The organism is Nostoc sp. NMS9 (assembly GCF_017114995.1).
Taxonomy (GTDB): Bacteria; Cyanobacteriota; Cyanobacteriia; order Cyanobacteriales; family Nostocaceae; genus Nostoc.
The window spans coordinates 63,394-89,006 of sequence record NZ_JABXKL010000019.1 but is presented as its reverse complement, the minus strand read 5'-3'; the positions used below and the strand labels follow the sequence as shown (position 1 = coordinate 89,006).

Sequence of the window (25,613 nt, the reverse complement as noted above, 5' to 3'; positions counted from 1 at the left end):
GGAAAGAAGTTTATTTCAAGCTTTATCAAACCGCGTTTAGCGTCAGTTTTTTTATGGACATTCAGTTAATCAACATCGGCTTTGGTAACATCGTGTCTGCCAACCGAGTAGTTGCCATTGTCAGTCCAGAGTCTGCCCCGATTAAGCGGATTATTACCGATGCACGGGATAGAGGTCAACTGATTGATGCAACTTACGGTCGTCGCACTAGAGCTGTAATTATCACCGATTCCAGCCACGTAATTCTGTCAGCGATTCAGCCGGAAACGGTAGCGAATCGCTTTGTGATTTCTCGCGAACATCAAACTGTAGATAATTAACTCGCAGTGGGTTTTTCCCACTCCTCTTTGCACTGTATCCGTAGTACCATGTGAATTAGACAAATTTTCTGTCACTCTTGCTACAAATTCTTTAGTCACTAGTGGACTAGACCAGGAACACAAGACTAATAAATAATATGTATTGATTGATTCACAGGTTGAAGGGATGATGCCAGTTTTACCCATCCAGAATAGTGCGACTACCGAAGAATGCTTACATTTAGGCAGGTTAATTGTTTTAACTGGCCCCAGTGGGGTCGGTAAAGGCACTTTAATGCGATCGCTCCTACAGCGTCATCCAGAACTCTATTATTCCGTATCCGTGACAACTCGTTCTCCCCGTGCAGGGGAAATCGATGGCAAAAGTTATTACTTTATCACCCGCAGTAAGTTTGAGCAATTAGTTGCTGAAGGTGAATTTTTAGAATGGGCAGAATTTGCTGGTAACTATTACGGCACACCCCGTGAAGCTGTACTTAACCAAATTCATTCCGGTAATTTGGTGGTGCTGGAAATTGAACTAAAAGGGGCAAGACAAATTCGTGCTTCCTTCCCCAGTGCCCTCAGCATTTTTATTTTACCGCCTTCCTTTGATGAATTAGAGAAACGAATACGCTCTCGTGCCCAAGATTCTGAAGAAGCGATCGCCCGTCGTCTGCTTTGCGCCCAAGAAGAAATTCAAGCCGCAGATGAATTTGATATTCAAATCGTTAATGACGATTTTGAAACTGCTTTAAATGATATTGAAGCTGTTTTGTTTAAATAAGTTAGGAGTTAAGAGTTAGAAGTTATGAATTTAAACTCCTAACTCCTAACTTCTAACTCCTAGTAATTAACCAAATAGACCCTGAATTAGTGCCAAATTACTAGTCAAAAAGTAAGCAACTACTGCACCACCAATACCACCAATCAAGAAAGAACTGGCGAAGTTGTTCCAGCTTTCTTTAGAGTTAAAAGCATCTGCTGGAAGCTTGGGTACGGTAACACTAGGAAGTGCTTTGGGTGGATTGCTACTGGCATACAGCGACAGAGCGCCTGTGAGAACTACAACCAGGCCAATGGCTGATAGCAACCCAGCTAAGTTAGCATCACTTGTATCCCGCAGTGGGCCCAATTTGGCAAAGGGGCCAAATAGCCAGTAACCATGAGCCATACCAACTTCTAAACCGCGTCTAGCAGGAGCCAGACCTGGGCGATAGGCAGGTAAATTATTAATGAACCCCTTGATCAAGGGAGAAGAATTAACTGGGGTTTCTAGGTTGCCTAGCTGTGGATCGCCGAATGCGGGAAAAACAACTTCCCGATTTCTAGGATCGCTGGGAAGATTCTTTGATGCATCTACTGCTTGTGCCATATTTTATGTTCGCCTCTAAATTAAAATGGTGGCATTTTCATATTAATAATAATTGTCGCTAAAGAAGCATTTTGTTTAGGAAGTTTAGAAAAATTAATTTAGCTAGTTTTAAAGCTGTGAAACTCGCGATCTGTAAACAGTATCACGAGTTTCAAAAAACTATTTTTGCTGCTTCTTTTGCTGATAATTCTGCCTAACTAAGCTGAATACATCAACTACACAATATTAAGCAAAAAACAAGACATTGATTCAACTGTCCTAAATCCTATTTAACACTTATGGTAGTGGGTGGAAAAGTAGGTCGGGGAAAAAGCGGTTGAATTCAATCAAGATACCTGCTGTGATGAACAGCCATATCGTAGTGGCCACGGGCGCTGTGGAAATGAATTTAATCAAATAAGCTGATTGATCGCCTTTGTCTGCCATGAATTTAGTCTCCAAAACGAATGAATTAGTTAAACTGATTTAGCGTGGAGAAATGGGGATTTCTGAATCCTTGGCTGCTAATTTTCCAGAGAGCAATTCTTGGACTGCTGCTACTGGCCAAGTAAAGCCTGACGCTATTATGGGTAGTGCCAAACCAAGATCGATTTGGATTTCTTTTAGTTCAGTGTCAGATTCCTTTTTAATTGCTTGCAGATAGGCACGACCTACCCAACCAATCCAACCAGCAATATATAGAAACAAAATGCTGGGGATCAAAAAGTCACCAGCATGATTTAGACTACCATCAACAATCAAGTGGGGGTATCCTTCAGGGCCGCACAGCTCCTGAGAATAACGCTCAAACCGCTTTTTCCCTGATTGGGGGTCAGCAGTGGTGTTACGGGCATTAGCTGCTAGCTCTTGAAAAGCGGGATTGTCCTTGCACGGTGTCAAATTAGCCCCTAAAGCTTGTGCTGGGGGGGCAAAGTTGAACCAAAGACTAATCGCTAACATCAAAGCAAACAATCGTCGCATAGAGTTGTTTCCTTTTATTACAAAACAAGAAGTTCTTTGTACAAAACGAAGCGGCTTGTACAGTTGTTTATTTGCATAACTAGGAAGTCATCATACTCTTGGGTGGGAACCGAGTAAAGTTTAAGTAAATAAAAGTTAAAGCTTCTCAACCAAGTCTTTATCGAGTGCTAAGTGGTGAGAACGAGTCTTGAGTATCAGAATTGTTGTTGTAGGGTAGTAAAGAAGCAAGATTTTGTCTCTAATACTCAAAACTCAGTACTCAGCACCCTCAATGACAACCGTTTTAGCAATAGAAACCAGTTGTGATGAAACAGCCGTCGCAATTGTTAACAATCGTAAAGTTTGCAGCAGTATCGTAGCCTCACAAATTCCAGTTCATCAGCAGTATGGCGGGGTAGTGCCAGAAGTAGCGTCTCGCCAGCACCTGGAAACGATAAATGTTGCGATCGCACAAGCCCTAGAGCAAGCCCAACTAGACTGGGGAAAAATTGACGCAATTGCCGCGACTTGTGCCCCTGGACTCGTAGGAGCGCTGTTGGTGGGGTTAACTGCTGCCAAAACTCTAGCGATGGTACACAACAAGCCATTTTTAGGAGTTCATCACCTCGAAGGTCACATTTATGCAACTTACTTGAGCGAATCAACTTTAAATCCCCCTTTTCTTAGCTTACTGGTTTCAGGTGGACATACAAGCTTGATTTATGTCAAAGATTGTGGTAATTATGAAACCCTGGGACAAACCCGTGATGATGCAGCAGGTGAAGCCTTTGATAAAGTGGCACGATTGTTAAAGCTGGGTTATCCCGGTGGCCCAATGATTGACAAGTTGGCACAACAGGGCAATCCTCAAGCCTTCGCTTTACCAGAAGGAAGAGTTTCTCTACCTGGTGGGGGGTTTCATCGTTATGATGCGAGTTTTAGTGGGTTAAAAACGGCTGTATTACGTTTAGTGCAGCAGTTAGAGAAAGATAGTGGACAAGTACCAGTGGCAGACGTAGCAGCTAGCTTTCAGGATACGGTAGCGCGATCGCTAACCAAAAGAGCGATCGCCTGTGCCCTTGACTATGGTCTAGATACAATTGCCATTGGTGGCGGTGTAGCTGCAAACAGCGGGTTGAGAAAAAACCTCCAAGCCGCCGCCGTTAAACATAACCTACGCGTCTTATTCCCACCTTTAAAATTCTGTACCGATAACGCCGCCATGATTGGCTGTGCCGCCGCTGACCATCTATCCCGTGGTCATACATCCCCCCTCACACTAGGCGTTGAGTCTAGGTTAGGGCTTACTCAGGTGATGAAGTTGTATCAACCTGTTGAGTAGTCATTTGTCATTTGTCATTTGTCATTTATAACTACCAATGCCCAATGCCCAATGCCCAATGCCCTATACCCTATAATTATTGACTATCGCCCGGATGTGATCGGCCACTGCATCCGGCTGTTCTAACATAGCCAGATGTCCGCAATTAGGAATTTCCAGAACATTGTCACCACAATATTGAAAAAGTCTGTGAAAGCTAGCTAAATGGCGCACATACTTGGGTTCCATAACCTTGTCTTGGGCGCCAGCCAAAAAATAAACTGGCTGCTTCAGTTGGGATACTAGCTCAGGTAAACGATTGATTTCTTCTTCAGTTGTGGAGTCTAACAGAGTTCCCAGAGCCGCTTCTGGATCAGCCACAACGAAATCTATTACTCGCTGACGTGCCCAATAGCGCTCTAAAGGACGAGCCACACTAGCTCTAGTAAACAGTAAATCAATCAAAGGCACTTGGGACAGCCAGCGCGGGCGGACTTGCAAAAATTTCTGACCCGCCGAGCGAAACTGCTCAAAGGCTTCTTTGAGGTAAATACCACCGCCAGCGTTGATACAGATAACTCCCTTAACACACTCAGGCATTTGATCTGCTCCCCAAAGAGCGATCGTCCCGCCTAATGAGTGACCAATTAGCCAAGCACTTCTAATATTCAACTGTTTCAGGAGAGCTGCTAAATCGTGAGTATACGCAGCAGGAGTATAAAGAGAATCGAAAGATGAGCCAACGCCACTATTGGAGATGGGCGTCAGGCTCAGAGACGTTTGCGCTCGACTAAAATCGGTTTTTACCTGGGATTGGGATTCACCAAAACCCCGCAAATCATAAGACAGGCACTGCAAATCATCTGAAAGGCGGGAAATCACAGGTTGCCAATATCCACGGCTATTGAGCCAACCGTGGATAAATACTAAAGCATGGGGGCAGGAAGTGGGAGCCGTTAGCTCGTATGCGTGTGGAACGCCCAAGATTTCGATAGTTGCCATACTTGTATCGTACCCTTAAGGATGGGTGCGACTAAATACTAAAGTGGAAAGAGTTAGAAGTTAGGAGTGAGGAATTTTTAACTCATAACTCATAACTCATAACTTCTCACTTTTTTTATTTACCCAGCAACCTCTGTCGCACTCCTTCAGCAATTTTGTGACCCAGATATTCAGGAATGAGACTTTCATTGGGCCCTAACAAGTAGAGAATTAGCCGTGTACGTCCGCGCCAAACCAGTAAATTGGCATTGACTACCAAAAGGTCTTCCTGCCAGATAGCGTACATCACTTTGTAGAATAATCCTGGTTGATTATCAGCTTCAATCACTAGAGCAGGGAGATGAAAGACCGGATCGACATAGAACTCAGTTTGTACCTGCTCTAAGCCAGTGTCAAGATTAAATTCTACTGCCAGCATCTCTTCTACCTCAAACCGACCTCCTAAAGCCTCGCGAATGGCGCGACAGACATTTTCTGCGGTTTTCTCGGTCAAGGCTTTACTACCACGAGATACCAACAGTTTGATAAAAACTAACATTGGCGGACGGATTTGACCGTATAGACTTAAACCGTGGATAGTCAACCCATAAGCTGCTAGTACACCAAAAATATCGCTGAGGAGAAAAGACTGGTTGCGGTAAGCAAAATGCAGGGCACTTTTGCTACCTTCCGGTTTCAGCTCAATAACAGCGCGTCTAGTTTTATAGAGACGGTAGGCTAGCCGCAAATTTTGCAGTTGAATTTCACTACTGACGAATTGCTCATAAAACTGGGGAAACGCTCGGTTAAAGCGCTTTAGGAGTTCCAGTGTCGAAGATTTTAAACCAGAAGCCATTGTTAAGGGTAAAACTCGCTTGCTTTCGTCATCTGGGGGCTGGGTGTTGGGTGTTGGGTGTTGGGTGTTGGGGACTGGGGGGATAAGGGGGACAAGAGAAGAGTGTTCTCGATATCCAATGTCCTATTCTCAATGCCCAATGCCCAATCCTGTGTATACAATTCACTCCTAAGCTAACGTGCATTTAAGCTCTATACGAGCAATTGCCAGGATTAGATTTTTCCATTATGAATTTTTAATTTTTAATTTTTAATTGTTTATATCCTTACCCTTTTGGTGAATTTCTCCTAGCCTTTACAACAAAATGCTAAAGTTGAAAATGATTGGTGTGAAACACGCATCTAACTGGCTGTTACCATTGCAAATCCCGAAAACAACCGAAAAATTTTGAGTGTAAAGGGTAGTAAATGGAGTAGCGATGTTAAAAGTGAATCAACACTCCTGAGAGTGGAAACCAATTCAGTTATACTACCCGAACCGCGTTGGCATGGGTTTTTGGAAAACTTGGTTTAGTACTCCTGAATCTGTAGGGACAAGTAGGACAAATCTCTTTGAAGAGCATACCGCGGAAACTGCGGGCAACTCCAGCCCCAGTAGTATTAGCGAAGCTGCTTCAAAGGAGGCTCGGATCGTCTTCAGCACGGAACGAGATATTGACCTATATGAGCTAGAAGAACTCTGTGATGCAGTTGGTTGGTCGCGTCGTCCTCTAAGAAAAGTAAAAAAAGCTATTGAGCATAGTTTTCTCGTTGCCTCAATGTGGCAAGTGAGAGGAAACCAAAAGCGGCTCATTGGTTTTGCCCGTGCTACCTCAGATCACGCGTTTAATGCCACTATCTGGGATGTAGTGGTTCACCCAGACTTTCAAAGTCAAGGACTGGGCAAGGCGCTGATGAAATATGTTCTCAAAAAACTTAGGAGTGAAGAAATTAGTAATGTCACTCTCTTCGCTGACCCCCATGTTGTAGATTTCTACCGAACTATGGGGTTTATGGCTGATCCAGAAGGCATCAAAGGCATGTTCTGGTATCCTCATTAATGCTCAATCCAAATAAAACCCGATTCGCGCAATAAAATCAGGTATAGTAGTACAAATCTATTATTTAATTTGGTTTGACAAGGTTTAGCCGACGAACAAACAAGTAATATATCTTGTAAAACTAAGTCGGCAGACAAACCTTTATCAGTGTAAATATCTAATCTAGCTAGTATTTGCAGAAGATATAAATATATTAGGCATGAGCGGTGTTATGTGATATGATTGGCTTAACGCTTTTGTGAAAGCGCGATCGCTTTGATGGGAAACTAAAACCAAACCCAAAAAGTGGATAAGCTTAACGGGATGTAGCGCAGCTTGGTAGCGCGCCTGCTTTGGGAGCAGGATGCCGCAGGTTCAAATCCTGTCATCCCGATTCAATTAATATAGTTAACAGTTAGGGCAGTTAGCTAGGTTTTATTTACTAACATCTGCAATTTAATTGGATATTTTTACGGAGAAGACCAATTAGGCTGTTCTGGTGTTGAAACCTAACAGGCAAATTTCGTCATTAATGTAGTAAGGTGATTTTTAACAAACTTTGGGGGTTTAAGTCCCCTGCCTAAGAAGGGCAGCACGTTTTGATGCCTAAGCTAAATCCCCGTCACAAAACGTAATTGCGTTAGCGTAGCGGTAGCGAGTCCGCGTACTCTTACAGAGAAGCAAGCTACGCTTTTAGCGTCTCGAAGAGAGCGTCATTGCGAATTGCGAATTGCGAATTGGTTTAACACTGAGCTTTGTATAGATTTGAGAAGATATTAAAGCAATCACAGATGGAACGATTGATTAACTAATAGCGTCAACTAATTTTAGAAAAAGCCGATAAAATGGCATCTATCATCTCCAAGGTTGGAGAGATGGAGAGACTTTTTGCTGTTTGAGAAGACATATAATAAGCATCTACGGCATTTCGCGGTCAATAGCGAAGCGAAACCCAGAAAAACACAACGTTAGCACAGCCAATTTGTGAAAATGATACTACAGCAACTCTAAATAGTTAGGAAACATTGGATTTTGACCGTTGATGCTTAACACTCAACTTCAACGCGCACAATGAATTTTTCACAACTAAAATGAATTGCTATATAACTAAAGCTAGTTGGTGCTGTGCAAATCCAACCATTTGTTTAATTTAATTGGACTATTGATGCGAGGAGCAGTCATGAAATCATTTATTCGCTTAGGCGCAACATTGGGTATAGCTGGTAGTGTATTTTTAACAGGGCTTTCAGGAATAGGCAATATACCAGGAATGGGCAATCTAGAGGCGATCGCCTTGCCACAAGATCAGGTCGTGAAAAAGCTCCAAGAAGTACCTGTATTCACGCTCACCAATCCTAAAGGCGAATTCGTAGTTCTTTCGAGAAACAACGCATCCAAGCCGGTCTCACAAGTGGGATTTTTTATTAGCAAGCAAGATGCTCAAAAATTCCTTGACAATCGGCTCAAAAAAGAAAATCCCCAATTGGCAGGCACCCTACAGGTTAGACCTTTGTCCTTGGCAGACTACTATAAAATAGTCCAAGAAAGCAAAAAGAAATCAGATTCTGTGATTTATACTTTAGTCCCGACGCAACAGCAAGTAGCCTCGGCAACAAGTATGCTCAATCAAAATGGTAAAAAGGTAGAGCAATTCAATGGTATTCCCTTATTTGTACCGAAATTTAAGAAAGATAATAGCTATCTGACTATTCCCCTTGCCAAAGGTAATGAACGATACATCCCTTTCTTTTTTGAGAAAGAACAAGCAGTGGCTCTGTTAGAGGAATTCAAAAAAGCCGTGCCAAAGGAAGCAGCCAATACTGAAATTCAGGTGGTGGATTTGTACGGTGTTATGGAAGCTCTCAATAGCAGCAGCGATCCTAGTATCAATAAAATTGTTCTGTATCCATCACGGGAGTCGATCAATTTTATTCGCTCCCTGGCGCCAAATCAATCACCCGCTGCCAAGCCAGCTGCTGCCCCCGCTCCGAAAAAATAACGGATATGCGCTCCAAGGTTGAGGTATGGGGGAGAAACATCTGATAGTCTCTGGTTTACAACTTTGGCAGTGGCGGAATGCAGCTCTCGAAGCAGCAGGCGCCACTGATGTCCCATCAATTGAGGTAGATTGGCTGCTCCTCGAAGTTGCTGGATTAGACCGCTTGGCACTGCGTTTGGAGTCTTTTAAAAACTGGCCGCAAATTCAACTGCAATTGCCGCTAGAAGAGTTAGAACAGTTGTGGCAGAGGCGATTAAATGACCGCTTACCAGTGCAGTATATTGCGGGAGTTACACCTTGGCGTCAGTTTAAAATTGCGGTGTCGAGTGCGGTTTTGATTCCTAGACCAGAGACAGAGTGTTTAATCGATTTAGCTGAAGCATCTGCTAGCAATCCTTCAGGACACTGGGCAGATTTGGGTACTGGGAGTGGTGCGATCGCACTGGGATTAGCAGATGTCTTGCCAAAAGCAACTATTCATGCAGTTGATTACAGTTTAGAAGCTCTGGCGATCGCTCGATCCAACGCTGATAATTTGGGTCTTGCTGACCGGATTCAATTTTATCAAGGTTCCTGGTGGGAGCCACTGACATTCTTAAAAGGTCAGTTCTGTGGTATGGTGTCGAACCCTCCTTACATACCCACCAGCACCTTACCTACTTTGCAACCAGAAGTCGTTAACCACGAACCACATCTAGCTTTGGATGGTGGCGCTGATGGCTTAGATAGCATTCGCCATTTGATCGAAATCTCCCCTAGTTATTTGCGATCGGGTGGGGTGTGGCTGATTGAGATGATGACAGGACAGGCGGATGCAGTGCGAGAACTTTTACAAAATCAAGGTAGCTATTGTAAGATTCAAATTCATTCTGATTTAGCTGGAATTGAACGCTTTGCCCTGGCCTACAAAAGTTAGGGGTGATGAGTGATGAGTTATGAAATTCCTCACTCCTAACTTCTAACTCCTAACTTTGTAAACATGACCCAAGTTTCTCTAACAAATCTAATAGCTGGCGCACACGCTGGTCTTTTGGTGAGCTTTCCCACTGATACAGTTCCGGCACTTGCAGCAATACCAGAAAAAGCAGCATTAATTTTTGCAGCGAAGCAACGTAGTCAAGACAAACCTTTGATTTTGATGGCGGCTAGTGCTGAAGATTTGTGGTCGTATGTCAAAGGTAGTGAGAATGAGTATAAAGTTTGGCAAGAAGTAGCAGATAAATATTGGCCAGGAGGGCTGACGCTAGTTTTGCCAGCGAGTGAACGCTTACCAAAAGTTATGAATCCCATCGATCCAACAACAATTGGGATTCGAGTACCAAACAGTGCGATCGCTCAAACTATTTTGGCGCAAACAGGCCCTCTTGCCACCACTAGCGCCAATTTTTCTGGTCAGCCGCCTTTGCAAACAATGGCAGAAATTGAGACTCAGTTTCCCCAGGTTCTGACTTTAGCAACGACAGAATATCAGGGTGAAATACTAGGGATAGGTATACCTTCCACCGTTGCTAAATGGACAGGGATAAATTGGCAGATATTGCGGCAAGGTGCAATCAAGTTAGATATTTCGAGTGATAACCAAGTATAGGTAGCTATAATGTTGTTTTCGTGTTTTTAACAACAGAGAAATCTGAAACTTTAGTTTGCGCTGTTGTAGTCAATTAGCAAATTAATAATTGCCAGATATGAATTGGAGCAACTGGATATATCTAGGAGTAGGAATAGCACTAGGTATGGTTTTCCGTCAGTTATTTGGGCGATGGCTACGCCCGCCGCAGGCATCGCCTAATGTTTCATCTAGCTCATCCCCAGTAGCGCCATTAGATCAACAGGATATGCCACCAATATCGCAACAGCTACAGCAAACCCAGCTGGCATACCTGATGGCAAGGGAAATGAGCCAGTTTAAAGCTGGTTTTTTGGCGCGGACTACTCATGAATTGCGATCGCCTTTTAATGGTTTGATTGGCTTACATCAATTAATTTTGTCAGATTTGTGTGAAAATCCAGCTGAAGAGCGAGAATTTATTGCCCAAGCTCATGAGCGAACACTGAAACTGCTGAAGCTAATGGATGAAATTCTCAACGTTGCTAGAACTGAACACGGCACCAATAAATTAGATATTCAGCCCAGACCCTTAGCCCAAATTTTAGATGAGGTTCATGACTTAACTTATATGCTGGCGGCAAATCGCAATTTTCCCTTACAATTATTACCCGCCGACTCAGAAATTTATATTTTGACAGATCACCTCTGGCTCCGCCAAGTATTGATAAGTTTAATAGACACTGCCATTACTCAGATGGAGGAAGGCAGCATTTGTATTTCCAGTAGCACCCTATCTACAAACAATTTTGTAAATATTTGGCTGGATTTACCAACCCATGCTATATCCTGGAGCGAGCCGATTGATTTGCTCAAATTTGAAGATCGGTTGACCCAGATTGACCAAAAGAAGACTACTCTTTCCCCAGGAATGAGACTATTAATCAATCAGACTCTGCTGGAAGTTATGGGAGGAAAGTTAGAAATACTACCCTCGACCATTGTGAAGGAACCACTCCAGCAGCTTATTAGACTACAAATCTCTATCCCCCTAGTGATTCTTGAAGCTGAACTTCTGTAGCAGAAACGAAAGCATGGTTAGCTTGATTGTGTAGCACCATCGTAGTGGTGCTGTTGGTTTGAAAACCAATCTTTTCGTAGAAACCCTGCTGGTGAGTAGTCATCAGGTAAACACGCTCAACCGACCTCATGCGGGGATGTCTCAAAACAGTTTCTACTAAATTGCTTCCCAACCCACTATGTTGATACTCTGGATGAATCACAACATCCCAAATTGTGGCGCGATAGATGCCATCAGATGTTGCTCTTGCAAAGCCAATGAGTCGATCGCTATTCCAGACGGAAATCACTGGCTCACTATTGGCAATGGCTATACTTAAATCCTCAATACTGCGTCCCTTTGCCCAGAAAGCGGAAACGTTTAACAGTTCTTGGAGTTGATAAAGGTCAATTTCAGACTTGCGATCGCTAAATTTAATCTGAAGATCGTTCATGTATGGCATCCACTTTTGGCAGTATCTTTGAGCAGACATTTGATGAATTAAATATGCATGATCCAGAAATCTTGTAGAGACGTAGCACTGCTGCGTCTCTAAATTCTTTTTCAGCAGATGTCTAGTATGGTTAAGTCATATTTTGCTATAAATTGCTGTAGGTGTAGAGAAAGAAAATTTAATGACAAACCCACTTCCATAGAGGATGAGTTGCTCCCTGTTGACGTATCCGATAAACTTGTTTTTCTAAACGTTGTTTTTCCTGCGGTGGCAGTCCGAGTAGAATATTTCGACTTTGCCAAACTAAAACAGCAGCAGTCATCCCCAGACAAAAGGCGAGACCGAAGGTAGACAGTGGATGGTAGAACAATCCAAATTTCACTGCCACCCAGGTAAAATATTGTTGCCACAGAGCAATTTCTGCACGTAGACCCCACAAGGAGACAGGCCCAATGGTCAGCCATAAACAGCCTACAAACAGCCACCGACCATATACTGTTAGCTGATGTAGCCTTTCTACTTGTTGAGCAAACGAGGGGTCAGATTTCTCAAAGTCTGGGACAGTATTTAATGGTTCTTCCGGTTGATCCATAGGGAAATAAGATTGCAAGGCGTGGGTGAGCAATTCAAAATGCTTTCACCCAATTGTGAAATATACACAAGTTTAACTATCCTGAGAACTGGGAGATGTATCAATCGACTCAGCACTTTCTACCACCTGGGATTCACCCCTGCGCTCTCGCCACCAAACTAGGAGAGTACTGGCGACGAAAATACTTGAATATGCACCCATTGTAAATCCAATAATTAAGGCCAGGGCGAAGTTTCTCAGGGTTTCGCCGCCAAATAGGAATAGGGAAAATAATGTTAGCAAAACGGTTAACGTGGTATTAATCGATCGCGTTAAAGTTTGATTGGTTGCATCATCAACAACTTTGTCAATGCGATCGTTAGGATGTTGATTCAGTATTTCCCGAATGCGATCATAAATGACCACGGTATCTGTCACCGAGAAACCAGTAATAGTCAAAATAGCAACGACGAAAAGGCTATCAACTTCAATACCTACTACTAATCCTAAGATGGAGAAAACACCCAGCGTAATCAAAACATCATGGAACAAGGCAAGAATTGCGATTACGGCATAGTCCACCTGGAACCGCACACTTAAATAAATAACGATCCCAGCAAAGGAGACAACCAGAGCTAATAACCCTTGAGAAAATAGTTGACGACCAAGTGTTGGGCCAACAGTGTCAATTTGAGTTACTTTCGGGTTAAAGACTCCAATTTTTTCACTCAAAGCTGTTTGCAATTGGGTGCGTTGCTCGACATTTAATGTCTTTGTGCGAATGGATATTCCCTGTTGTTTTTGACCAACAACTTGGATGCTACTATTATTTAGCTTCTGAGCGTCAACTACTTCCCTAACATCAGAAATTTCAATCGGTTGAGTACAGCTGTTTGCTTGTGTACAATCGCGTTCAAATTGTAGTCGCGTACCACCAACAAAATCTAAACTGGGACGTAGTGGTGCGCCTAGTTGTTGCCAAGAAATCACCATCGCCACGATGCTTACGATCATCAGGGTGGCAGAAATTGTCCACCAAAGTCTCCGACGTTTGATGACACTAAATTTCATGACTGTACCTCCGCACCAGACTTAATTGACGTTGAGAGATTGGGACAAAACAACTCTGGCTTACGCAAGTTGGGAAATCCCAATGTTAGGAACAGCAATGTGCGACTACAAGTAATGGCAGTAAACAAATTCACCCCTAACCCTAGCGCCAATGTCAAAGCAAAGCCTTTAACTAAACCTGCTCCTAACCAAAACAGTGCTGCACAAGAAATTAATGATGTGACATGACTATCTAAAATGCTGGACCAAGCTCGGTAGAATCCTGACTCTACAGAACGATATAAAGTTTTACCAGCACGTAGTTCTTCACGGGTGCGTTCAAAAATCAATACGTTAGCATCAACTGCCATGCCGATACTGAGGATAAACCCAGCAATACCGGGGAGAGTTAATGTAATGCCTAGCAAAGCGAAGGTGGCATAGGTCAATAGCGCATAGATAATCAAAGAAAAGTCGGCAATTAACCCTGGTAGTCGGTAGTAAACTAACATGAAAATTAATACTAACAGCAATCCGCCAATACCAGCGTAAATACTGCGTTGAATACTATCTTTACCTAAACTTGCCCCAACGGTACGGTTTTCAACTATTTCTACTGGTACGGGTAATGCCCCACCTCGTAGTTGCACGCCTAAGTCATTGGCTTGTTGGGCGGTAAACCGTCCTGTAATCACAGCAGAGCCACCAGTAATGCCAGTGGCGGCAAATTCTATACCCACGGTAGGAGCGCTAATAACTTCATTGTCTAGAAAAACACCAATGCTACGCCCAGTACCGGCGAGATTTTTCGTCAAATTGGCAAACAGTTCACCACCCTTTTCGTCGAAGCGAATGGCAACATTCCAGTTGTTACCTTGAGTGGGTTCACCATAGGCATCCTTGAGGTATTTGCCAATGAGCGGTGGATTGGTGCTTTCAAACAATTCTGCGATCGCTTGATTATTTTTCTGTAAATCTTCTTGATTCTTGACAATTGTCGCTTTGTCGGTACTCTTTCTTAACTCTTCTTGCTTGAATTTCAATTCGGCTCTTGATGCTTGAAAAGCAAGTAGTTGAGTTTCTGTATTCGGCTTTTGGGTACGAAATTCTAACTGCGCCGTACCCCCTAGCACCCGTTCAGCTTGCTCTGGATCGTTGACTCCTGGTAGTTGCACCAAGATTTTATCTGAACTGACTGTTTGGATTACTGGCTCAGAAACACCCAGACCATTAATCCGACCTTCGACAACTTTCTTCACACCTTCCAATTCTCGGTCGGTGATTTTGGGAATTTCCGCTGATGGTTTCACCTGAATTGTGAGCTGTGAACCTCCGCGCAAGTCCAGCCCAAGGGGTATCGGAATTGTGGCAATCACCGTAATAGCGGCGATTATCAGGACTAAAATCAAAATTAATAGCGATCGCTGTCTTTGCATACCATAACTCGCAACTGACAAACGCTATAATAGCGTTCTTTTGAGGAGTTATGAGTTGGGAGTTATGAGTTATGAGTTATGAGTTGGGAGTTATGAGTTATGAGTTGTAAATTCAGTAAATTATTAACTCCTTACTCCTAACTCCTCACTCCTAACTTTTAGACTCGCAACGCTACCATTTTTTCCACAGCTTCTACTATTTGCTCTGGTTGGATGATTGTTAGTCGTTCCAGATTGCCGTTGTAAGGTGTAGGAATATCTTGGGAAGAAAGTCGTAGTACTGGCGCATCCAATTCATCGAATAAGCGATCGTTTATTGAGGCGATGACTTCTGCTCCAATACCCGCAGTTCGCATCGATTCTTCCACAACAATGACTTTATGGGTTTTACGTATTGATGCACCAATGGTATCAAAATCTAATGGTTTGAGGGATATTAAATCGATAACTTCTGGATCGTATCCTTGTTTTTCAAGAGTTTTTACGGCTTGCACTACATGATGGCGCATCCGCGAGTAAGTAATAATTGTTACGTCTTTCCCTGGACGCACAATTTCTGCTTTATCTAAAGGGAGCAGGTATTCTTCTTCGGGTAAATCTTCTTTCAAGTTGTAAAGTAAAACGTGTTCAAAGAACAACACTGGATTATCATCGCGGATAGCGGATTTCAGCAGTCCTTTAGCGTTTCTTGGTGTGGAGCAGGCAACAATCTTCAACCCCGGCACAGCTTGGAAGTAGGTTTCTAGTCGCTGGGAATGTTCTGCCCCTAGCTGCCGTCCTACACCACCAGGGCCGCGAATTACCATCGGAATTTTAAAGTTACCGCCAGAAGTATAGCGCAGCATTCCAGCGTTGTTGGATATTTGGTTAAAGGCAAGCAGTAAAAAGCCCATATTCATGCCTTCAATGATCGGACGCAACCCAGTCATTGCGGCTCCCACAGCCATCCCAGTAAAGCTATTTTCAGCAATGGGAGTATCTAGAATGCGGAGTTCGCCATATTTTTGGTACAGGTCTTTGGTAACTTTATAGGAACCGCCGTAGTGTCCAACATCTTCGCCGAGAACGAATACGCTGGAGTCACGCGCCATTTCTTCATCGATGGCTTCCCGTAAGGCGTTGAAGAATAGTGTTTCTGCCATTTAGACCTTTTAGTACGATTATGGTTTTAGAATTTTATCGTGCTGCTGTCGCAAATACAGTGAGCGATCGCACTAGTTAGAGTTTAGGTTTTTTAAATAAACGGCCCCTAGCATAGAGCGAGTGATTGCCATAACTATATCAAAGCTATTTAACTTAGATTTTAGAGGTTTTATGAGCGATCGCCTCCCACTCTAGCAAATGCGGCTGATTTATCTATGTAATAAAACGTATAACTATGTGTAAAATATACTCAAAAATTCCGATTGAAAGATACTAACTTACTCCAGTCACACCAGAGTAAAAAATTTAATTAATTTTTCGCAAATAAACGATCCAAGAAATCGATTTTTACCGCCAGGTTGATTATCCCTCGATTTGTAGCAGCGTCTGTAATTTCAGCATTGTTCAGAACCATAATATATGGTTCACCTCCAAATAAACCAATAATTGGGCCACCAGAAGAACCACCTGTAGTGTCACAATCATGTAACAGTACTTCTTGCTGCTCCTGGACAATACTACATTCTTCCTGGAATCCCGCTGTCGTATAAAGTTAGCATCGTTATCGAATGTATTCAAAAAAATTAGTAAACATATTTCATCTGGCAATTATAGTTCACCTTCCGGCATCACTTTGATCACAAAATCTATAATTGACAACCTTCTTTTTGATATTTTGATGTTAACTGTGTAACGCTTGCGATCGCTATCCCCATAACACCCACTCGAAAGGTTTTTGACGATATACTGTCCAAAGTTGCGTAGGCTAGCAAAAACCGCAAGCATTGCAGTTACTATCAAGATTGATAGACCTACTGTACTAAAGACAATGAAGCAAACAACACAATTCACTGCTATCATTGAGCGCGAAAGGGATGGCTATGTATCCCTCTGTCCCGAACTCGATATCGCCAGTCAAGGTGACACAATTGAAGAAGCACGGAATAACCTAATTGAAGCATTAGAATTATTCTTTGAGACAGCAGATCCTTCTGAAATTCAGCAAAGGCTGCACACAGAAATTTTTGTTACACGCTTAGAGGTAAATATTGGGTAAACTTCGTGTTCTTTCTGCTGAAGAAGTCTGCCGCATTCTGGAAGAGAACGGCTTTGTACAAGTGCGCCAGCGTGGTAGCCACATTCTTATGCAGATGCAAACCGAAGACTCAACAATTACTGTTCCTGTCCCTAATTACGAAGAGTTACGCATCGGTACTTTGCGATCTATTATTCGTCAGTCAGGATTACCTCGTGTTTTATTTGAAGTTACTTAAACCGAAAAAGTCTTTTTAGCCTTATATTGAGCTTGCGTAGGCTAGCAAAAACCGCAAGCATTGCAATAGCCAAAATACAAAGAATCTCACACCCAGACACCAAAACACAACTTTGCATCTTTACGCCTCTGTGTGAGATTTCCCACTAAATTAGTATTCAATAAGCCAAGCCTACTTTAACCATCGCGCCGCATCTTTGGCATGATAAGTCAAAATCAAATCTGCACCAGCGCGTTTAAACCCAGTTAAAGTTTCTAAAACCACTCGCTCTTCATCAATCCAACCATTGAGAGCCGCAGCTTTCACCATCGCATACTCACCAGAAACATTGTAAGCCGCAACTGGTAAGTTACTCGCTTCCTTCACCCGCCAAATAATATCCATGTATGCTAAGGCTGGCTTAACCATTAGCATATCAGCACCTTCAGCGATATCTAATTCAATTTCTTTAATCGCTTCGCGGGCATTACCTGGGTCCATTTGGTAAGTTCTTCTGTCCCCAAATTGTGGTGTCGAGTCTGCTGCATCCCGAAATGGGCCATAATAACCCGAAGCATACTTAGCAGCATAAGATAAAATCGGCGTATCTTGAAATCCGGCTTCATCTAAACCCTGACGAATTGCCTGCACAAACCCATCCATCATTCCTGAAGGCGCGATGATATCCGCACCAGCTTTCGCTTGAGAAACTGCTGTTTTCTTCAACAATTCCAAAGTTGGGTCATTTAAAACTCGTCCTGTTAAATCACCAACTTGCAGATAACCACAATGACCGTGGCTAGTATACTCACACAAACAAGTATCAGCAATTACAATCAAATCTGGCACTGCTGCTTTTACCGCAGTTGCTGCTTTTTGGACGATACCGCAATCATGCCAAGCGCCAGTGGCATCCACATCTTTATCAGCCGGAATCCCAAATAGAATAATAGAAGGAATTCCTAAGTCGTAAACTTCTTTTGCTTCTTCAACAATTTTATCTACCGAAAGTTGGTAGACTCCAGGCATCGATTTCACCTCATTAGCGATTCCCTCACCTGGTACAGCAAATAGTGGGTAAATAAAATCGCTTGTTGTTAAAACAGTTTCACGAACCATCCGGCGCAGTTGAGGATGAGTACGCAGACGACGGGGGCGATGTATAGGAAACATAAAATTTTATGAAGAAAAACAACGCAGATGGACACAAAATAAAGCGTCACAAAAGCAGGCTAAAATTTTCCTGCCGTCAGACAGACTACAAACAGTGCTTAACTGTCCTTTGCCCTACTCTTAATCAAGTTGTGGGGCAATTTTGTATTCTACAGCTTGGTTGTACCTATCCGACGGACTGGAAAAAAAACAACATTATGAAGCAATTCAAAATTCAAAATGATAAGACTATCTGTTGGCAAAATCTTGGAGAATTGAGGGTGGAAATTTAAACGCATAGGCGCTTCGCCTTCCCGCAGGGTAGTGGCGCAGAGGTCAACGCAGAGAATTCGCTACAAATTAATGAAATTTTGTAATTGATAACAAATAATTGACAATGCCCAATGCCCCATGCCCAATGATAATTTGTGTTAAAAAACTCGGAAAATATAGGGATAACGGAAGGGTATATCAGGATTGTTGAAAACTCCGATGAGTGCCCAAATTGTTAATCCCCAGTGTAATAGATATCCCAGACCAGCTAGTGGCCCCAGCAATAATAGAGGTAACACTAACCAGCCGAATAGAAAAAACAGCGCTCCCAGAATTGCACCATAAAACCAGACATTAAAGTGGAAATTGATGGATTCTTTGGCGTTTTCTTTAACAACAGGATCATCAGATACAAGCAGTATGGCGATAGGTATGCCTACAGATACCAATGTTGTGCTGAAAAAAATTGCTCCATGAGACAAGGCAGATAGAAGCTTTCGCTTGTCTGTGTCGTACATTACTTTCTCCTATTTAGTCAGATTGTTGGTTATACTACGACCCTATCACGAGCATCGTTGTCTTAAGATTAAAAGACTTACCAGAGTCAAAAAAAATTAAGCTAGCCAACAAACAAATACATTTATGTCTACTGAACTTCAGTCTGAACTTATTCAAGCAGTTGAACTTCGCCGCAACTTTGCGATTATATCTCACCCCGATGCAGGTAAAACTACACTAACTGAAAAGCTACTCCTGTATGGGGGTGCAATTCACGAAGCTGGGGCAGTCAAAGCACGACGGGCACAGCGCAAGGCTACTTCTGACTGGATGGCGATGGAGCAACAACGGGGTATTTCCATTACCTCCACTGTGTTGCAATTTGAATACCGGAATTGTCAAATCAATTTATTAGACACTCCCGGACACCAAGATTTCAGTGAAGATACGTATCGCACCCTCGCAGCCGCCGATAATGCCGTGATGCTGATTGATGCGGCAAAAGGTTTGGAACCCCAAACCCGCAAATTGTTTGAAGTGTGTAAGTTGCGGGGTATCCCGATTTTTACATTTATCAACAAGCTTGATCGCCCAGGAAGAGAACCTCTGGAACTGTTGGATGAAATTGAGCAAGAATTGGGATTGCAAACCTATGCGGTAAACTGGCCAATTGGTATGGGCGATCGCTTTAAAGGTGTTTTTGACCGACACAAGCAACAAATACACCTATTTGAACGCAGCGCCCACGGTAGCCGAGAAGCCTTTGATACGATAGTGGAGTTAGGCGATCCGAGAATAGAAGAACAGCTAGAACAAAACCTGTACTACCAACTGAAAAACGATCTAGAACTGTTAGATGGAGTTGGACCAGAGCTAGATTTACAGTTGATACACGAAGGCAAAATGACGCCTGTGTTCTTTGGTAGCGCCATGACTAACTTCGGGGTCGAGTTATTCCTCAAGTATTTCCTCGACTATGCCCTCAAACCCGGTTCTCATGTCAGCAGTGTTGGCGAAGTTCCTCCTACATACCCGGAATTTTCGGGGTTTGTCTTCAAACTGCAAGCGAATATGGACCCGAAACACCGCGATCGCGTCGCATTTATCCGGGTTTGCACTGGTAAGTTTGAAAAAGATATGATGGTGAATCACGCCCGCATTGGTAAACTTATCCGTCTATCTCGCCCGCAAAAACTTTTTGCTCAAGAGCGAGAATCGATTGATGTGGCTTATCCTGGCGATGTGATCGGTTTGAATAATCCCGGTGTTTTTGCGATCGGGGATACAATTTACACGGGACAAAAGCTCGAATATGAGGGGATTCCGTATTTTTCGCCGGAACTGTTTGCATCTTTGAGGAATCCCAACCCCTCGAAGTCTAAACAATTCCAAAAAGGCGTTGCGGAATTGCGAGAAGAAGGTGCTGTACAAATTATGTATTCAACTGATGAAGCCAAGCGCGATCCAATTTTGGCGGCGGTGGGTCAGTTGCAATTCGAGGTGGTGCAGTTTCGCTTACAAAATGAGTATGGTGTAGAAACCATATTAGATTTATTGCCCTACAGTGTCGCCCGTTGGGTTGAGGGTGGTTGGGAAGCATTAGAAAAGGTGGGACGAATATTCAATACCACTACAGTTAAAGACAGTATGGGACGGCCAGTGTTGCTATTCCGTAATGAATGGAATTGTCAACAGTTATTGGGCGACCATCCAGAGTTAAAATTAAGCGCGATCGCTCCAGTATTTTCTAGTCAACAACCAGTGGAGGAGTGAAGAAGAATTCTGAATTAGTCCTACAGAAGACTCAGCTGAGTTCTGACGACTGACGCTTTTATTCAATCTTTATCGTTCACTTGACAAACAAAACTTGAGCGCGGTTGATTTCCACGGCATCCGAGGTTCGCGCTTTTGCACAAACGTGGATCATTTAGAAGAGATTGGAGTGCCAGAATTTGTATGCCTTCACATGCCAAACCGTCTTTGGAGGCTGGTTTAGTTGCCCTCAAGCAGGGAAATTACCAAACAGCGATCGCCCAACTAGAACCTATTGCTAGCAGCCAAAATAATGGGACTGCTAGCTTACAAGCCCAGGTTGGTTTAGTGATGGCTTATGCTCGCACTGGCGAAGTTCCCAAAGCGATCGCTATTTCCCAGAACCTCATTGAGAGTAACAATCCGCAAGTTCAAGAGTGGGCAACACGCGCTCTCGAACATCTGACAAAACGTAAAAAATCCGATCAAGAATCAAAAAAAGTCGAAACTGGATTTGTTGCTTTTGAGAACTCAACCCCAGATTCAACCCCAGATTCAACCTCCGTTACTCCCCTGGAAACTCCTACATTAGAGGAAAAGCCGAACAACGATCAAGTAATAGAAACCAAAAGCGACGACATCCCGCCGATGGTGCCACTAGCTAGACTCAAAGCTACATTAGCGACACCGCTACCACCATCGGCTGCACCCCTAAGCGGCTTCATGGGTTCCGTTACCCGTACCCAAGCCAAATTATTCGGTGTTATTTACTGGCGACAAGCACAACGCGCCAGAGCATGGCAACCACTACGTAAACCAAAATTAATTCCCTTGCGGCTACTGTCCGCCGGGACATTCATCGCCCTGTTTTGGGTGATCCGAGAAATCCTTAAGTTAGCATTGGGATTCATCAACCAGACTTTAGTCAAACTACCTTATCTGGAGCCGATACAGCTTTTATACCACGACCCTACTCAACTCTTGCTAATAGTATTGGTGATTTTAATCGGAGTATCACCTTGGTTGCTGGATCTGCTACTTGCGAACTTGTATGGTCAGCGAGAATTTCCGAAAGATGTATTGAATACCCACAGCCGCGAAGCTGTTCGGGTGCTACAACGTTGTTGCCAACAGCGGCACTGGCCGTTACCCAAACTGCGGATTTTACCAACGGCTGCACCAATTATTCTCACTTATGGTAGTTTACCACGTAATGCCAGGATTGTTGTGAGTCAGGGGCTATTAGAGCAGTTAGCAGATGATGAAATCGCCATTATTTACGCCACGCAGCTAGGGCATATTGCTCATTGGGATTTTGCTGTAATGTCTTTGTTGCTGCTGGTGACACTACCAACTCATAAGCTATATCAGCAAGTGTCGGAGTTGGGAGACAAAATATCGGCGAAAATTTGGCGCTGGCCAGTGACAATTCTGGCGAGTCTAATTTATGGAATTTGGTGTTTGCTGACTGGAACTGCATTGTGGTTGTCGCGGTTGCGGCTTTATTATAGCGATCGCGTCGCCGCTGAAATTACTGGTAATCCCAATGCCCTGATTCGCGCTTTACTCAAAATTGCCATTGGCATCGCCGCTGACATCCAAAAACAAGAACACACCAGTTGGCAACTCGAAAGCTTAAATCTTTTGACCCCAGTCAGCTACCAACAGAGTTTATCTTTGGGAACTATTGCCAGTAATCTATCTTTTGAATCCTTTTTGAAGTGGGATATTGCCAATCCCTATCGCCGATGGTTTACGATTAATAATAGCCATCCTTTAATGGGCGATCGCCTCGAACGCCTCTGCCAAATAGCCCGTCACTGGCATCTAGACACCGAACTACATTTTGCAAGCGAACCATCAAAAGTTAAGCGTCAGTCTTTTCTATTACAAGTCGCTCCCTGGTTGGGAATTCCTCTAGGGGTTCTGTTTGCAGCTTTCGTCTGGCTAACCTGGCAATTAGCATTCACACTCAAGTTTTTAAATCTAAAGTGGATATATGAAGATTGGTCTTTCATTACAGGCTGCCTTCTGATTGGCTTTAGCATCGGTACTGTGATGCGGATTAATTCTTTCTTCCCCGATATTAAACCTGCCACCATACAAACTGACGACAGCTTACCCAACCTGTTAGCTGACCCTTCTGCCTTACCTATTGATAGCGTCAGCGTGCGTCTTGTGGGTAAATTATTAGGTCGTCAAGGCACTAGTAACACCCTAGCGCAAGATTTAATCTTGCAATCCAGCGCGGGTTTGGTGAAATTACATCACATTTCTTGGCTAGGACAGTCAGTCAATCACCAGGATCTAATCGGGCGGCAAATTATCGTCACAGGTTGGTTCCGGCGAGGAGCAACACCTTGGATCGATATCCAAACCCTAGAAACTCAAAGTGGTAAAACTATTCATAGCCCTCATCCTATTTGGTCTACTTTTTTGGCTGTTGCAGCACAGGCTTGGGGCGCATACGTCTTTCTCACTGGTTAGTCATTGGGCATTGGGCATTAGGCATTGGGCATTGGACATTGGGCATTGGGCATTGGGCATTATCAAAAGATAAATCGGAATGTAAACAAAAGTTGCAGGTTTCCTTAACAAGTGTTACATTTATTTACACAAACAAGAGCAACTGACATAACTCAGCATCACCGCTTAGTTGTGGATTTAGGTGCTTTTTCCCCGCTCTATACCTTTTTATCCTCCCAACACAGCAGTAAATCAACCAGCCAGTGGCTGGTTTTTGTTTCAAAATATCTCACCTGAATAAAAAAATGTGTTTTATGTTACGATGCAGTAATAGTAATATCGGAAATGTATGCGCTAAACTAGCTACGTAGAAAATACCGTGGTAATGTAAGGAATGGTATTTGATTCTGCGAATAAGGGCATAGAAGAAAGCGTGTACTTTAGCAGGCAATAGGCTATTAAATTTACAATTCTTAGAATTAAGGTGTTATTAGCTCACCATAGTGTGGGCCTTTGGATTAAATAAGCTTGATCCCGACGAAAAACTGTATTGTTGTATAGGTTGACAGTTTCGAGCAAAAAAATTGGTTTATGGCAGTCTTGGTCAATAGCATCTATTTAAAAGCTAAAGCTAAGTGATTGTTTTCTTGCCTTGCCATGTTCATTCAACTCTGGAGGTATAGTTCATGTCTGTTCGCCTATATATAGGTAATTTGCCTAAAGATGAAATAGATCGTCAAGATCTGCAAGCCGTTTTTGCAGCAGAAGGTGATGCTGTAACTACTAAATTAATTAAAGACCGCAAAACTGGCAAATGCCGTGGTTTCGGTTTTCTTACAGTCAACAATGATGAACAAGCTGACGAAATTATTGAAAAGTATAATGGTCAGATGTTCAAAGATACTCCCATTAAGCTAGAGAAGGCATTACCTCGGACAAAGGGTGAAGAGGGCGACGAGCAAGCTCCTAAACCAGTTACTCTTGCTAGTAATAGTACCCCGACTCCTAGCCCCAACAGAGAAGGTAGCCGTCGTGAGAAAAGCTCTAAGAAGCCTCGTCGTGGCGGCGGTGGCGGAGCTTCTCGTGAAAGCAGCACTACAACCACCGATTCAGACGCTATTCGTCCAGATCCTCGTTGGGCTTCGGAATTAGAAAAGCTGAAGCAGATGCTAGCTGCACAAACTACAAATTAATCCTTAAGGGAGAGAAATTAAAAATTAAAAATCAGAATTTTTTTGATTTTTAATTTTTAATTGTTAATAATTATCTAGCTGCTTAGTTAAATCTACTTGCAGCTAATTTTGTAAGTGCGTAAGCGCAGCCCGCCGTAGGCATCACGTTGTCGAATCGTGGAGAATCGAGGGTTGAAATTTAAACGCAGAGGGACGCAAAGGTAAGCGCAGAGGCACGCAGAGAATATACTACAAAGTAATAATGTTTCCTACTTAGAATAAAATTAAGTTTTTGTGATTAGAGGCATTAAAAAACCTGGACGATGGGGATGCGATCGCAGTAATTAGCTGGATTTGATAAATTATAGTCAGTAATGGCAAGCTTGATAATGCCAAGCGAACCAGAGGCGCGTAGGCGCAGCCCGCCGTAGGCATCCCTCTAAAGATAATCTACACTCAAGGAGATACCGATCGTTTTCAGCTTCTGTTTATGTCCTCAACTCTAGATTCTTTGCCACCTGCACTCGCTAAAATTGTCCAGCGCTTTCAACGCGCTTCTGAACCGAAGCGACGCTACGAACAGCTAATCTGGTATGCTCAGAAGCTTAATGAGTTCCCAGAAGCTGATAAATTACCCGAAAATAAAGTTCCTGGTTGCGTGTCTCAAGTTTATATCACCGCAGTCTTGGATGATGGTAAAGTTGTATTTCAGGGCGATTCCGATTCCCAGTTAACCAAAGGATTAGTCGGGCTTCTGGTTGAAGGATTACATGGACTAACGCCAAGTGAGATTGTCCAGCTTACTCCAGATTTTATTCAAGAAACAGGTTTAAATGTTAGCCTGACACCTTCCCGTGCCAATGGATTTTACAACATTTTTAAAACCATGCAAAAAAAAGCATTGGAATGTAAGTTAGATTTACCTAGCTAAACAGATAAGTCCAGATAAATCTCAAAAGTTAAGAGTGATGAGTTTTGAATTCCTAACTCCTAATATCA

Annotated in this window: 27 protein-coding genes and 1 tRNA gene; 15 read left to right on the top strand and 13 right to left on the bottom strand. The window is 43.1% G+C overall.

The annotated features are described in order from the left end of the window. Positions 1–53: 53 nt before the first annotated feature. Entirely contained in the window at positions 54–320 is a 267-nt protein-coding gene (gene remA / locus HWQ40_RS07240) for an extracellular matrix/biofilm regulator RemA (RefSeq protein WP_041233849.1), read from the top strand. A gap of 166 nt (positions 321–486) precedes the next feature. Beyond that, a complete protein-coding gene (gene gmk / locus HWQ40_RS07235; protein ID WP_292776386.1) occupies positions 487–1,086 on the top strand; it encodes a guanylate kinase in 600 nt (199 codons plus the stop codon). 66 nt (positions 1,087–1,152) lie between these two features. On the opposite strand, the gene HWQ40_RS07230 is transcribed toward gmk, so the two are convergent. The 3 genes from HWQ40_RS07230 to HWQ40_RS07220 form a co-directional block, all read right to left on the bottom strand. Next, positions 1,153–1,674, bottom strand: coding sequence for a photosystem I reaction center protein subunit XI (locus tag HWQ40_RS07230; protein WP_292776065.1), 522 nt, complete (start codon positions 1,672–1,674; stop codon positions 1,153–1,155). Positions 1,675–1,950: 276 nt separating this feature from the next. After that, positions 1,951–2,100, bottom strand: a complete 150-nt coding sequence (psaJ, locus tag HWQ40_RS07225) for a photosystem I reaction center subunit IX (RefSeq protein WP_292776063.1) — start codon at positions 2,098–2,100, stop codon at positions 1,951–1,953. Between the two features lie 39 nt (positions 2,101–2,139). Then, positions 2,140–2,634: a Photosystem I reaction center subunit III gene (locus HWQ40_RS07220; RefSeq protein ID WP_292776060.1), complete on the bottom strand. Its 495-nt coding sequence runs from the start codon at positions 2,632–2,634 to the stop codon at positions 2,140–2,142. A 271-nt stretch (positions 2,635–2,905) separates the two neighbouring features. Here HWQ40_RS07220 and tsaD point away from each other — a divergent pair, with 271 nt between their 5' ends. Continuing rightward, complete coding sequence (gene tsaD / locus HWQ40_RS07215) at positions 2,906–3,955, top strand: tRNA (adenosine(37)-N6)-threonylcarbamoyltransferase complex transferase subunit TsaD (RefSeq protein WP_292776056.1); 1,050 nt, start codon at positions 2,906–2,908, stop codon at positions 3,953–3,955. A gap of 63 nt (positions 3,956–4,018) precedes the next feature. On the opposite strand, the gene HWQ40_RS07210 is transcribed toward tsaD, so the two are convergent. Further along, positions 4,019–4,936, bottom strand: a complete 918-nt coding sequence (locus HWQ40_RS07210; protein WP_292776053.1) for an alpha/beta hydrolase — start codon at positions 4,934–4,936, stop codon at positions 4,019–4,021. A 115-nt stretch (positions 4,937–5,051) separates the two neighbouring features. Beyond that, entirely contained in the window at positions 5,052–5,771 is a 720-nt protein-coding gene (locus HWQ40_RS07205) for a hypothetical protein (protein ID WP_012410214.1), read from the bottom strand. Positions 5,772–6,258: 487 nt separating this feature from the next. On the opposite strand from HWQ40_RS07205, the gene HWQ40_RS07200 reads away from it, so the two are divergent. From HWQ40_RS07200 to HWQ40_RS07175, 6 genes are all read left to right on the top strand, one after another. Continuing rightward, positions 6,259–6,810: a GNAT family N-acetyltransferase gene (locus tag HWQ40_RS07200; RefSeq protein WP_289795344.1), complete on the top strand. Its 552-nt coding sequence runs from the start codon at positions 6,259–6,261 to the stop codon at positions 6,808–6,810. 299 nt (positions 6,811–7,109) lie between these two features. Further along, a tRNA-Pro gene (locus HWQ40_RS07195) sits at positions 7,110–7,183 on the top strand. 786 nt (positions 7,184–7,969) lie between these two features. Beyond that, positions 7,970–8,788 carry a Tic22 family protein gene (locus HWQ40_RS07190; RefSeq protein WP_292776050.1) on the top strand — a complete coding sequence of 273 codons (819 nt, stop codon included), beginning with the start codon at positions 7,970–7,972 and terminating at the stop codon, positions 8,786–8,788. Positions 8,789–8,813: 25 nt separating this feature from the next. Next, positions 8,814–9,704 (top strand): peptide chain release factor N(5)-glutamine methyltransferase, encoded by an 891-nt coding sequence (prmC, locus tag HWQ40_RS07185; RefSeq protein ID WP_292776048.1) that lies wholly within the window; start codon positions 8,814–8,816, stop codon positions 9,702–9,704. Positions 9,705–9,767: 63 nt separating this feature from the next. Continuing rightward, positions 9,768–10,376 (top strand): L-threonylcarbamoyladenylate synthase, encoded by a 609-nt coding sequence (locus HWQ40_RS07180; RefSeq protein WP_292776045.1) that lies wholly within the window; start codon positions 9,768–9,770, stop codon positions 10,374–10,376. A gap of 97 nt (positions 10,377–10,473) precedes the next feature. After that, positions 10,474–11,415 carry a HAMP domain-containing sensor histidine kinase gene (locus HWQ40_RS07175; protein WP_292776043.1) on the top strand — a complete coding sequence of 314 codons (942 nt, stop codon included), beginning with the start codon at positions 10,474–10,476 and terminating at the stop codon, positions 11,413–11,415. Here HWQ40_RS07175 and HWQ40_RS07170 read toward each other — a convergent pair. The 6 genes from HWQ40_RS07170 to HWQ40_RS07145 form a co-directional block, all read right to left on the bottom strand. Next, positions 11,378–11,848: a GNAT family N-acetyltransferase gene (locus HWQ40_RS07170; RefSeq protein ID WP_292776041.1), complete on the bottom strand. Its 471-nt coding sequence runs from the start codon at positions 11,846–11,848 to the stop codon at positions 11,378–11,380. The two genes, HWQ40_RS07175 and HWQ40_RS07170, sit on opposite strands and share 38 nt — an antisense overlap. Positions 11,849–12,026: 178 nt before the next feature. Next, positions 12,027–12,440 carry a hypothetical protein gene (locus HWQ40_RS07165; protein WP_292776039.1) on the bottom strand — a complete coding sequence of 138 codons (414 nt, stop codon included), beginning with the start codon at positions 12,438–12,440 and terminating at the stop codon, positions 12,027–12,029. A gap of 72 nt (positions 12,441–12,512) precedes the next feature. Continuing rightward, complete coding sequence (gene secF / locus HWQ40_RS07160; RefSeq protein ID WP_292776037.1) at positions 12,513–13,490, bottom strand: protein translocase subunit SecF; 978 nt, start codon at positions 13,488–13,490, stop codon at positions 12,513–12,515. Continuing rightward, the gene (gene secD, locus HWQ40_RS07155; RefSeq protein WP_292776384.1) at positions 13,487–14,905 is read right to left on the bottom strand and encodes a protein translocase subunit SecD; all 1,419 of its coding nucleotides are present in this window, start codon (positions 14,903–14,905) and stop codon (positions 13,487–13,489) included. The genes secF and secD overlap by 4 nt, the downstream gene beginning before the upstream one ends. A gap of 158 nt (positions 14,906–15,063) precedes the next feature. Next, positions 15,064–16,047, bottom strand: coding sequence for an alpha-ketoacid dehydrogenase subunit beta (locus tag HWQ40_RS07150; RefSeq protein WP_292776035.1), 984 nt, complete (start codon positions 16,045–16,047; stop codon positions 15,064–15,066). Between the two features lie 610 nt (positions 16,048–16,657). Beyond that, positions 16,658–16,834, bottom strand: a complete 177-nt coding sequence (locus HWQ40_RS07145) for a hypothetical protein (protein WP_292776033.1) — start codon at positions 16,832–16,834, stop codon at positions 16,658–16,660. Positions 16,835–16,877: 43 nt separating this feature from the next. Between HWQ40_RS07145 and HWQ40_RS07140 the strand changes: the two genes are divergently transcribed. Continuing rightward, positions 16,878–17,105 (top strand): type II toxin-antitoxin system HicB family antitoxin, encoded by a 228-nt coding sequence (locus HWQ40_RS07140; protein ID WP_292776030.1) that lies wholly within the window; start codon positions 16,878–16,880, stop codon positions 17,103–17,105. Continuing rightward, positions 17,098–17,322, top strand: coding sequence for a type II toxin-antitoxin system HicA family toxin (locus HWQ40_RS07135; RefSeq protein WP_292776027.1), 225 nt, complete (start codon positions 17,098–17,100; stop codon positions 17,320–17,322). The genes HWQ40_RS07140 and HWQ40_RS07135 overlap by 8 nt, the downstream gene beginning before the upstream one ends. A 171-nt stretch (positions 17,323–17,493) precedes the next feature. On the opposite strand, the gene hemB is transcribed toward HWQ40_RS07135, so the two are convergent. Both hemB and HWQ40_RS07125 read right to left on the bottom strand, forming a co-directional pair. Further along, the gene (gene hemB, locus HWQ40_RS07130) at positions 17,494–18,474 is read right to left on the bottom strand and encodes a porphobilinogen synthase (RefSeq protein WP_292776025.1); all 981 of its coding nucleotides are present in this window, start codon (positions 18,472–18,474) and stop codon (positions 17,494–17,496) included. Between the two features lie 410 nt (positions 18,475–18,884). Then, the gene (locus HWQ40_RS07125) at positions 18,885–19,244 is read right to left on the bottom strand and encodes a DUF4870 domain-containing protein (RefSeq protein ID WP_292776022.1); all 360 of its coding nucleotides are present in this window, start codon (positions 19,242–19,244) and stop codon (positions 18,885–18,887) included. A 124-nt stretch (positions 19,245–19,368) separates the two neighbouring features. Here HWQ40_RS07125 and prfC point away from each other — a divergent pair, with 124 nt between their 5' ends. From prfC to HWQ40_RS07105, 4 genes are all read left to right on the top strand, one after another. Next, positions 19,369–20,997: a peptide chain release factor 3 gene (prfC, locus tag HWQ40_RS07120; RefSeq protein ID WP_292776020.1), complete on the top strand. Its 1,629-nt coding sequence runs from the start codon at positions 19,369–19,371 to the stop codon at positions 20,995–20,997. Positions 20,998–21,180: 183 nt separating this feature from the next. After that, on the top strand, positions 21,181–23,463 hold the full coding sequence (locus tag HWQ40_RS07115; protein WP_292776018.1) for a M48 family metalloprotease: 2,283 nt from the start codon (positions 21,181–21,183) through the stop codon (positions 23,461–23,463). 665 nt (positions 23,464–24,128) lie between these two features. After that, on the top strand, positions 24,129–24,635 hold the full coding sequence (locus HWQ40_RS07110; protein WP_292776016.1) for an RNA-binding protein: 507 nt from the start codon (positions 24,129–24,131) through the stop codon (positions 24,633–24,635). Between the two features lie 469 nt (positions 24,636–25,104). Then, complete coding sequence (locus HWQ40_RS07105) at positions 25,105–25,545, top strand: SufE family protein (RefSeq protein ID WP_292776014.1); 441 nt, start codon at positions 25,105–25,107, stop codon at positions 25,543–25,545. Positions 25,546–25,613 lie beyond the last annotated feature (68 nt).